Source organism: Streptomyces sp. NPDC037290, from assembly GCF_055603245.1.
Genome location: NZ_JBVJVZ010000061.1, coordinates 1 through 9,805, shown reverse-complemented (window position 1 = coordinate 9,805; position 9,805 = coordinate 1). Strand labels below are relative to the sequence as shown.

The window sequence follows — 9,805 nt, the reverse complement described above, 5'->3', positions numbered from 1 at the left end:
TTCCAGCACCGCCCATTGCGCGTCCGTCAGATCTCCACGTGCCACAAACCAAGATCATCCCATGTTCAAGATCCACTTTTGACACACGCCCTAGCCCTCTGCGTGACGTTACGGCTGCGGCTCCTGGGACCGTTCCTGCTCCCGTTCGCGGAGCTGTGAGGTCGGTGGCGGCAGCAGGGGCTCCACTCGCCCGATATGACGTTTCGAGGCCCACACCATGCCGCAGAACGTAATCAGGGCTATGGCCCCCACACCTCCGCCCCACAGATAGAACGCGAGATGGTGTGGGACACCGGGCTCCGGGTTGCCGAACAGGGTGCACATGAGCAGCAGTGCCAGCATACCGAGAAGGCATGCCGCAGCTTGCGCGGCCGGGTCGGAGCCAAGTCGGCGAAAGCGCGTCACATGCTCCCGGGCGTCGTAGAACCGTCCCAGCGTGGGGAACTGCCGTGCCAGTACCGGCAATCCGAGCAGCAACACGCAGCCGACGGCGAGCACGGCCATCCCATGCCACAGGTCTGTCCATCCGGCTCCGTAAAGGATCAACGCAATGAGGACGAAGCTGATCCAGGCCGCGTGCTGGCGGACCCGATTGCGGCTGGGCGAGACCGGCGGCAGCTTGTCACGCAAGGAGACCAGGGCCACGCCGGGAACGGCGTACACGACGAGGGTCAGCACTCCGTCGGCCGCGACCAGGGTGTGCCATCGCCCGCCCATGGCGAGCAGTGCGACCACTCCGACGACGAAGTCCACCGCCAGCACCAGCCAGTAGACGTCCCTGCTGCGCAGGGTGGTCGTACGCATTGTCTGCAGGCCCCGGTGGGTGAGATGGGCGCGGCTGAGCGTGGCGACCTCGCGGGTCAGGGCATGGGTGAAGACCAGGCCGGCGCCCATGGGGGAGAGCACCGAGTTGATCCGCAGACACCATCCGAGCCAGGCCATCGAAGAGGCGAAGGCGAACTGGGTGTAGGGGGAGTCCGGGCGACCGGGGTCCCACTGCCCGTGGCGGGAGTTGAAGACGATCTGGAGGAGGATGTAGAGCACGGTTGTGCCGACGATCGTGCCGTAGACCGCCCAACGCAGCCGGGCGGACTCGGTCAGCCGACCCTCGGCCTTGACGTTTCCGGCGAAGTCCAGCGGGCCCTGGAACCCCACATAGGCGTAGATCACCCCGCTGTCCACCACGGCGGCCAGGACCGCGCCGAACCCCCCGGCGCCACCGGACCCGTGCTTGGCCGCGCCCCCGTCTCCGTGATGGTGATCGAATCCAGACAAGATGAACAGGACGATGGTGAGCAGCGGGACCATGACCTTCGCCACGGTCAGCCAGGAATTGCCGATCCGCACCAGCCGCGGGACCAGCAGATTGGTCGCCGATATCACCGCCATCAACACCAGCGTGCAGACCCAGCCCCAGGCGGTCAGGGTGGTCCCGGGCCCTGTCAGGGACGTGGGCATTTTGGAGGAGAGGCCCTTGGTCATGGCCATGGACTCACTGGCGGCGTTTATCGCGTAGAAGATCCACAGCCCCGCCGCGGCCACGATCGCTACCAGCGGCCCACTGCTCTGCAGCGGAAGGAAGATGAGCCCTCCGGTTTTCGGGGCTGCCGTACCCAACTCCACCATGACACCGGCCACGACCAGCATTACCAGCCCGCCGATCAGCCAGGCCCACGGAGCATAGACACCGGCCTTGTCGTAGGCGTCGACGGCGCCCAACAGCCAACCTGAGCCGATCGACCCGCCGGCGGCAAGTCCGAAGAGCTGGAACAGCGAGAGCCGGCGCGCTTCGTCGGAGGGTATGGACTCCTTCGACTGGCCGCTGGTGGGCCGCACCTGCAAGGCCATCCTGCTCTCCCCCGAGTAGCGTCCGCTGATGGTTGGCACCTGGTGTGACGACAGGTTACAACTCGCAGTCGGCTTTGTTTGATGCTTCGTCAGGGAACACGAAAATGACGTGGTGCCGGGGTTGCGGCCCGAGAGGTGGTGTGGCCCCCGCCTGGTCGGGGCGTACTGGCCGGCGTCCACCCGCACACTGCCCTGGCATCCAGGGCGACCCGGTATCGGAGTGATCTATCAACTCACCTTTCTGGTATGAGTATTGTTCTCGATCACGCTGCCACAAGGCCATCTCGAGGGCGTCCAGGACGAGCTGTGTCTTCTTCGATGTGGCTGCCGACCAGCCGACTGTGCGGCGTGTGAACGTGTCTACGACGAAGGCGACGTAGACGACGCCGGCGACCGTGGTGACGTGGGTGAAGTCGGCGACCCAGCAGCGGTTCGGGGCTGGGTCGCCGAAGTCGCGGTCTACGAGGTCCGGGGCCCGTTCCGCGCTCGCGTCGGGAACGGTGGTGATCACCTTTTTGCCGCGGACCGCTCCGGTGATGCCGAGTTCACGTGAGGTGCTCGACGGTGCAGCGGGCCACCGCGACATCCTGGCGGTTCAGGTACCGCCAGATCTTTCGGGCGCCGTAGACACAGTAGTTGGCCTCGTACGCCTGTGTGATGAGGGCCTTCCGCTCGGCGTAGCGGACGGTGCGGGCCGCGGGTGCGGTCTGGCGTTTGTGGTGAGCGTAGTAGGCGGAGGGGGTGATCTCGCAGTCGTTGGTCGGTGAGGACCCGGCAGATCGGCTCGACGCCGCCGAAGCGGTCCTTGTGGCCGTCGATGAATGCTACGAGCGTGTGTGTGGCCGGTCGAGCTCGGCGATGCTCCTATGTCAAGCTGCCAGGCGAACCGGGAGGTCAGAGGGGTTCGCAGCCGGTTGAGCTGCGCCCTCGTCGGCCAGCAGGGCCCGAAAAGCTGGGTCGACACCGGCTTCAAGAATGGCGTCGTCGAGCACGGCGCCACCCTCGGAATCGACATCGAGTCGTCAACCGGAATCCGGAGACCCGCGGCTTTCAGGTCGTGGAAGGGCGCTGGGTGGTAGAGCGGACTATCGGTTGGATCATGATGCACCGCCGTCTCGCCCGCGAGGACGAGACGACACCCACCTGGCGAGGAACGTACTCGGACGTCAACGGCAATCTGCCTACTTTAAACGCCCTCTGAGAAACGCGGCATTAGGGCCAGCCCGGCTTCACCGTGGCGGGGGCGGTGTTCCAGCTTTTGGGTATGAACGTGATGACGTAGGTTCCGCGGTCGAAGTCCGTGTAGCCGGCAGACCAGTCCCGAAACTTGCTCTCGTAGACGTGCATGGGGCCTAGGCCGCTGCTAGGTGCGTGGTAGTGGTCGGCGTGGGTCCATATGATTTTGCCAGCGTCTGCTTCTGTCTGCGCACCAAACCAGCCGTAGTCGAAGTTGACCCATCTCTCGCCGGGGCTGGCGGGGCTGCGCGGAATGTTTCTGTCCTTTGACATGTCGACCAGGCCTGTGTCCTGGTCGGGGCGGAATGCGTCTGGGTCGCCGTATTTCCTCTCGTCGGAGGAGTCCTGCTGGTCCTGCCCGCTCCAAAAGTGCTTCGAATAGATCACCGCCTTCATTCTGGACGGGTCGTAGTTACCTCCGTCTCTCTCCCTGAAAGACGGTGTGTTCCTCAGTGCCGAGTAGAAGTTTGAGCGGCTGTCCTCGTTGAGCAGGGCGTCGTTGCTGTCCGCGAGCTCTACTTTGAGGTTGCTGATGTAGGTTCCCTCGTTGTGGGTGTTTTCGAGGGCCCTGTTCATGAGGGATGCCACATCGCGCGCCCGCTTGAGCCCCTTCCCTTCGTCAAAACTCTCCTTGGCGATGCGTCCCTGGAACTCCGCCAGACTTTCACCGGGTTGGGGGCTGGTGTTTTCCAGGTTCTTATACTTTTTCTCGTCGAAGAACGCGAACGCTAAACTGTTCGCGGGGTAGGGGCCTGAGTTGACCCAGGTGATGCCGACGCATCCATAGGACAGTTCTTCCCGCTGCTCTTCGGTCATCTGCTGCTGTTTGCCGTCGCGTTGGCTGTAGACCTGCTGCCACTTGCGTATGTAGTTGCTGACGTCCGTAGTGGCCCTGTCTCCGTAGGCCCGGTATGCGTCAGGCATTCTGCTGAGCGGCTCAGCGGGAGGGGTTTCCATGTCGCCGGCCAGGCCAGAGGCCCGGGAGAACCCCTCGACGCCCGGCGGCAGTTGTGTTGGAGACTTGCCGGGCTGGGCCAGGGACAGAGCTCTTGTGTTCAGCGCGTTGATGTTCCTGACGTCGTCCGCCGTCAGGCCGTGCGTTCCGGCGTAGGACCCTTCCGGTTCCCCGGTTCCCCTGCTGGCAGCCTGGCTGATCGACGGCATGAATCCGGCGGTGCATATGACCGCACCCACAGTGGCGATGGCGAGGAATCCCCGGCGTTTGTACATGAAAATCAGTAACTCCTTTTGGTGAAACCTCATAAACGAGGGCATGCGGGAGCACGGCCCAGTGGAGGGGTGTGCGGTGCGTTTCCGCCCCGCCAGGCGGGGCGGAAGGAGATGCGGTAAGTGCAGGAGACCGCGGTGGCATTGCTGCTGCCGCCGGTCAGGACTGTGGGCCAGCCGCGACTAGGGTGCGTACCGAGCCGTGATCAATCTGCGGGATTCCAGGCCGCCGCCAGGCAGGCCTGGTCGTGAAGACCGGGCAGGTGCCCGCTCCATCAGGAGCGCCGCCGGGACGCGGGGCCCAATGCGGGTGGCTGCCCCGCCCCAGCGGGCGGAAGCGCATCAAGCCGGTGCCGGTCAAGCGCACCGGCCTGGAGGACCAGTCGTGCGGTCTCCGTGCCGAGGAAGAACCCGGACTCACCCGTGGCCGGGGCGCAGTTGCGGTGCTGGGGCTTGCGCTGCGCGATGCTATCCGCCAGGACCAGGGAGTGCTGGCCCGCACAGCGGCCCGCGGGAGACATGGACCGGCGGCCGGCCCGCAGTCCGTCCGGTTTCGTCCAGGGGACGGAGTTGCTGTCGTCCGCGCTGACCGTGGCAGCGACCGCCAGGGCGGCTTGCGTCCGGGAAGGCCGCCTGGGCTTTACAGGTGACGGACACGGCGGGGGCCGTGAAAGCAATCAGATCGGTCTGGCGTATCACGTCTCGGCTCCTGTGTGAGTGATCAGGCTGGCACGAGGAGTGATCATGCCCCGTGACCAACTACCCGGCAACGTCGTGGCTTTGAAACCGGCCAGGCTGTCAGGCAGGGCAGTATCTGGCCAGTGCATCCGGTCCAGCCCGTAGCGAGGGATGCGGTGCGGCGGCGTTCCCCTGCCCCGGGCGTGAAGTTCGCGGCAGGGCCGGTACCGATGCTGACGGGAATCCCGCGGCGCGGCCGATGAAGGCGCCGCCAGCCGGACGGCAAGTCCCATTCAGCGGCGGTATTCCGGCTGCGGGAGCGCCGTTTGCAGTCTCTGGGCCGCAGCCGGAGGGTCATCGCCTGCCTGGAGGACGGAGAGTTCTCCGCCACCCGCCGCCGCGGCCCCTTAGCCCGGTCCGCCCTAGTACTCCAGCTGTAGAGCTTGATCACGACCGTTGGAGGGCGCCGGTACGCCAGTTGCGTCGAATGAGCAACGACCGGTGACCCGTGCTGTTCGCCGGGCTGTCGATCTCTACTTGGGCCCAGTCGTAGAAGCGGTGACCTTGGGCGCCGTCTCCGGCTGAGAGTCGCTGCCATGCAGTCTTCGGGAGGCCGTGGGCCAGCATGCCGGCCATGAAGACGCCCGCGCGGGTCGGGATCGGTCGCTTGCGTGAGACGGCGAGGACGTAGCCGACCTGACGTCGCTCCAGTTCGCGCTCAGGTGGGGGTCGCCGCCGTAGACCTCGTCGCCGGTGACCCATGAGGCCGTGACGCCGACGTCCAGGGCCTGGCTGATCATCCCGGTGGCCAGGGCGGGTTTGGTGGCGAACCCCGTGTGGTCCGGGATGCCTGCGGCCCGGCACCGGTCGGGGTCCTGAGTCCAGGAGCGTGGGATGTAGAGGCGCCGGTCGATGGCAGCGTGCCCGACCAGGGTGGAGTAGACGAGGTAGACGGCGACCTGGGCGTTTTCAATTCGCCCCGCGGTCCCGGTGTACTGGCGTTGCACCCCGACGCTCGCGGTGCCCTTCTTCAGGTCACCGGTCTCGTCCACCACCAGGACGGCGCCCTGGTCGCCGAGGTACTCGACCACGAAGTCCCGTATGTCGTCGCGGACTCCGTCGGCGTCCTAGGTTCTGTCGTCAAATGTCACGCCCACATCAGCAGGGCTGCGAGGGTGACTGCTGCTTGGTAGGACTCGGTGGTCTTGTCGTACCGGGTGGCGATGCCGCGCCACTGCTTCAGCTTGGTGAAGCACCGTTCCACCACGTTGCGCCGCTTGTAGGCGTCGCGGTCGAAGGGCGGGGCCCGTCGACCACGGCCGCCGCGGTTCAACCGGTTGCGGACCTGGTCGGCTCGCTCGGGAATGGTGTGGCTGATCCCGCGCCGACGCAGCCAGCTGCGGATCGCCCTGGAGCTGTAGCCCTTGTCGCCCAGGACGTGCGAGGGCCGCACCCGGGGCCGTCCCGGTCCCATCCTGGGCACCCGGATCTCCTCTATTACGGCGATGAACTGGGTGCAGTCGTTGGTGTTGCCGCCTGTGACGGTGAAGGCGAGGGGGCGGCCGGCGACGTCGCAGGCCAGGTGAATCTTGCTGGTCAGGCCGCCTCGGGAGCGTCCGAGCGACAGGTTGCGGAGCCCCCTTTTCGGGCGCCGGCGGCATGCTGGTGGGCGCGGACGATCGTGGAGTCGACCGACACCAGCCAGTCGATGTCCCCGGCGGCGTCCGCCCGTACCTGGGCGGCGCGGAGCATCCGCTCGAACGTGCTGTCCGCCGCCCAACGACGGAAACGGTTGTGCAGCGTGGCCCACGGCCCGTACCGCTCGGGCACGTCCCGCCAGGCCGTGCCTGTACGGAACTTCCACACGATCCCGTTGAGGACCCTGCGGTCGTCCAGCCGCTTGCGCCCACGCGACGACACGGGCAGTAATGGCCGGACGAACTCCCATTGGGCATCGGACAGTTCATGGCGACGTATCACCCGACCGTGATCCACCAGTCAAGATCATTTGACGACAGACCCTAGGGGAAGGCCGCGATGGTGCGCCCACACGTGCAGTCACCGACACGGCGTCCGTGCAGCTTGAGAATCTTGCCTCCCAAGCCGCGTGACCGGTCGCCCCGGTCGACCAGGAGCACGAGTTTGCACAGAGAGTTGCGCCTATCTGTTGCGCTGGGGGTTGCGGCAAGGGTTGCGCTAGGTATTGCGCGGCCCGCAGGACCATCCCTGTGTCCGTGCAGGTCACTACGCTGTTCTGCCGTGGTTGGATCGCTGACATCCCCGTTGCGGCTGCTCTGCCCATGTCCCCTGGCTGGAGTGAAGGGGGAAGGAACGGGCGGGATGGGCGGCGCGGCCGCGGCCGGGGATCGGGGCGCGCTCAGCCGGTTGCGCGTCGGCCGGGGCCGCCGCGCTTCGCCGCCGTCAGCCCGGCGGCGGAGCCGGAACGGAAGTCGCCAGCGACCCGGTGTTGTCCTTCTGGTGCCGAGCCTCACCAAGGGGTGAGGCGGGAGAGCCCCGCCGGATGGAGGTAGCGCTGTGATCACCTGATTCCTGGGTGGCCTGCTCGCCGGTCGCGTATTCACGACTACCGACGCCCCGCGGGCCGGAGACTGGCTCACGGCTGGTGACGCCGACTGGGGCCTGTACGTTCCCGTGCACCACAACCCCGTGACGGGTGTCGTCCTGGCGGAGATCCGGGCCCCGCCGCGCGTCGCACCACCGCCAGCCGGCCTCAGCCGTCGGCCGGCGCAGTGCGGCCGCACTGCGCCGAGCCCGATCTGAGCGCGCTGCCCGGAAGGGGCAGGCCGCGGACGGCGTGATCGGCAGGGCGGCGAGGGCATCACATCTGGGGAGCGTTCACCGACAGTCGATGCACGCCAGGGCACGGAAGCGGCGCATTCCAAGCCAAGATCCGTTACACCACTCCGCGGACGCCCTCTAGTTACTGTCCGAAGCCATCGATATACGACGCAGGCGGTGCCTCCCGAACTGCCCGAGAAACGCTACTCTTCGTCATCGACAGAGCTAGCCGGGGGATCCACACCGTACGCTCACTCGGTCGTGTGAACTTGTCCCATGTACGCCTGTAGCGCCTTGAAGGGCCTGCAATTTGGATGTCTTCGTCCCGCTTAGACTCCAGGCCCATGTCGCTGTGGCTGCTCAACTATTTCAGTACCTTCACTCTGGCCCTGGTCACCGTTGGCGGGACCGTTCTGCTGGCGGTCGTCGGCAGCCTGCTGCTGCGGCGCAGGCACCCCACGCTGGCCGACGGCGAGCACAACGACATGGTCGGGGTGACGCTGGGGATGTTCGGCGCCATCTACGGGATCATCCTCGCTTTCGTGATCGTCACGCTCTGGACGAATCTGGCGCAGGCCCAGACCATCGTGGCATCCGAGGCCACCGACGCGGCGCTCATCACCCGCGACGCCGCAGCGTTCCCCACGTCGGTGCAGACCCGGCTCGACGGGACCGTGAGCGGCTACGTCCACGCGGTCGTCGAGGACCAGTGGCCCCGGATGCGCGCGGGCCGGCCCAGCTACGGGGCCACCGAGACCCACCTGAAAGACGCGTTCCGGGTGCTGCAGACCTACGAGCCCAAGAGCCAGCATGAGCAGGTCTTCTACCAGCAGGCTGTCAACCATCTCGACGACATCGCCTCGCAGCGTCGTGCCCGCATCACCATGGCAGGCCAGGAACTCCCCTGGCTGCTCCAGGCCTTGGCCTACGGCGGGGCATGCGTCCTGATCCCGCTCACGTTCCTCTACGGCACGCGCAGCCGCCGGATCCAGATGCTTTTCGTCGCCTCGGTCGCCGGACTCGTCGGCTTCAGCCTGCTGCTGATCGTCGTCCTGGACCGCCCCTTCTCCGGCGACCTCAGTGTCAGCCCCGCCCCGTTCCGGCAAGGAGCCCTGGCCCAGTACTGGGTCCGGTAAGCCTGCGCCATGCGCGGCGCGCGAGGATACTCGTCCCACGTCGACCGCCGCACGGCAGGCATCGATGATCCGGTCAGCCTCGGTATCGGTCAGCACGGCGTTGAGAGACACCCAGACCATAGAGCGCCGCCGCACTGCTGCTGGAGGGCAGAAGACCGAGCCCAAGATCCCCTGTCGCGACAGCGGCCCTTGCCGTTGCGGCGAGACAGTATGAAACCCCGGGCCTCTGCGCCCCGGGGTCTCTCTGTGCTCTGTGATGTCCGACGGGATCGACGACCTGCCGACGCGAGCGTCATGCCCACTCCACTCCCAGCTCCCGCAGTGCGGCCAGGTTCTTCTTCGGCTTGATGTGGCCGTAGAGCTTGTTCCGGGCCAGGTCCAAGGCGGCGAACAGGTGCCTGACCCCGTGCGGCCGGATGTAGGTCGCCCGCCGCCGGGGCCGGGGCTCCCAGTCGGGATCTTTATGCCGCCCTCCGCGCGCGGCCCATTGCCGTCCGGGGTGGGGCTGGAGGTTCAGTGGGCCGAACTCGTCAAGGCATAAGACGACTTCAGGTTCGCCGTCGTCGGGTATGACCTCGCCGTCGGCGATCGTGTAGAGGTGCTCGATGCGGGCCTTCTTGGCCGCGTAGTCGGGGTTCGTGCATCTTGTGGTCTTCGAACTTCGGGTCCGGGAGGTCGCTCGGGGATGTTCGCGATCTTCGCCAGCCCGGCGCGGTCCATCAGGAGGCTCGGCTCCAGTTGGGGAGCCTTCAGATCGACGACTCACTCCTCTGTCAAAGTTGACAGTGAGCCTTTTCCAACCTCAGTTTGAGCAGGTCAGGTGCAGGGTGAGGACGGCTTGGACGAGGTTGGTGATGCGGGTTGTGGAGCATCGCAGCTTG

General features: G+C 66.4%; 6 protein-coding genes and 3 pseudogenes. 2 read left to right on the top strand and 7 right to left on the bottom strand.

The annotated features are described in order from the left end of the window. Window positions 1-108 precede the first annotated feature (108 nt). Genes ACZ7HQ_RS43990 through ACZ7HQ_RS43980 form a run of 3 tightly spaced genes read right to left on the bottom strand, consistent with a single transcriptional unit; the run spans window position 109 to window position 2,507 of the window. Complete coding sequence (locus tag ACZ7HQ_RS43990; protein WP_471002887.1) at window positions 109-1,848, bottom strand: APC family permease; 1,740 nt, start codon at window positions 1,846-1,848, stop codon at window positions 109-111. Window positions 1,849-1,903: 55 nt separating this feature from the next. Further along, complete coding sequence (locus tag ACZ7HQ_RS43985) at window positions 1,904-2,434, bottom strand: DDE-type integrase/transposase/recombinase (RefSeq protein ID WP_471002884.1); 531 nt, start codon at window positions 2,432-2,434, stop codon at window positions 1,904-1,906. Next, window positions 2,394-2,507 (bottom strand): IS3 family transposase, encoded by a 114-nt coding sequence (locus ACZ7HQ_RS43980; RefSeq protein WP_471002890.1) that lies wholly within the window; start codon window positions 2,505-2,507, stop codon window positions 2,394-2,396. Before ACZ7HQ_RS43980 ends, ACZ7HQ_RS43985 begins: the two co-directional genes overlap by 41 nt. Before the next feature lie 288 nt (window positions 2,508-2,795). Between ACZ7HQ_RS43980 and ACZ7HQ_RS43975 the strand changes: the two are divergent. After that, window positions 2,796-3,049 (top strand): annotated as a pseudogene (locus tag ACZ7HQ_RS43975) (hypothetical protein); the annotation flags it as partial. An 11-nt stretch (window positions 3,050-3,060) separates the two neighbouring features. On the opposite strand, the gene ACZ7HQ_RS43970 reads toward ACZ7HQ_RS43975, so the two are convergent. The 3 genes and pseudogenes from ACZ7HQ_RS43970 to ACZ7HQ_RS43960 form a co-directional block, all read right to left on the bottom strand. Then, the gene (locus tag ACZ7HQ_RS43970) at window positions 3,061-4,314 is read right to left on the bottom strand and encodes a protein-glutamine gamma-glutamyltransferase (RefSeq protein WP_471002881.1); all 1,254 of its coding nucleotides are present in this window, start codon (window positions 4,312-4,314) and stop codon (window positions 3,061-3,063) included. Between the two features lie 1,208 nt (window positions 4,315-5,522). Beyond that, complete coding sequence (locus tag ACZ7HQ_RS43965) at window positions 5,523-6,080, bottom strand: IS701 family transposase (RefSeq protein WP_471002879.1); 558 nt, start codon at window positions 6,078-6,080, stop codon at window positions 5,523-5,525. A gap of 56 nt (window positions 6,081-6,136) precedes the next feature. Continuing rightward, a pseudogene (locus tag ACZ7HQ_RS43960) lies at window positions 6,137-6,966 on the bottom strand (IS5 family transposase). Window positions 6,967-8,132: 1,166 nt separating this feature from the next. Between ACZ7HQ_RS43960 and ACZ7HQ_RS43955 the strand changes: the two are divergent. Next, window positions 8,133-8,924 carry a bestrophin-like domain gene (locus ACZ7HQ_RS43955; protein WP_471002876.1) on the top strand — a complete coding sequence of 264 codons (792 nt, stop codon included), beginning with the start codon at window positions 8,133-8,135 and terminating at the stop codon, window positions 8,922-8,924. A 334-nt stretch (window positions 8,925-9,258) separates the two neighbouring features. On the opposite strand, the pseudogene ACZ7HQ_RS43950 reads toward ACZ7HQ_RS43955, so the two are convergent. Continuing rightward, window positions 9,259-9,558, bottom strand: a pseudogene (locus ACZ7HQ_RS43950) (IS630 family transposase); the annotation flags it as partial. Between the last annotated feature and the right edge of the window lie 247 nt (window positions 9,559-9,805).

Excerpts from the sequence above, each read along its gene's own strand:
- ACZ7HQ_RS43990 (WP_471002887.1), bottom strand. The coding sequence starts at position 1,848 with ATGGCCTTGCAGGTGCGGCCCACCAGCGGCCAGTCGAAGGAGTCCATA.
- ACZ7HQ_RS43985 (WP_471002884.1), bottom strand. The coding sequence starts at position 2,434 with ATGTCGCGGTGGCCCGCTGCACCGTCGAGCACCTCACGTGAACTCGGC.
- ACZ7HQ_RS43970 (WP_471002881.1), bottom strand. The coding sequence starts at position 4,314 with ATGTACAAACGCCGGGGATTCCTCGCCATCGCCACTGTGGGTGCGGTC.
- ACZ7HQ_RS43955 (WP_471002876.1), top strand. The coding sequence starts at position 8,133 with ATGTCGCTGTGGCTGCTCAACTATTTCAGTACCTTCACTCTGGCCCTG.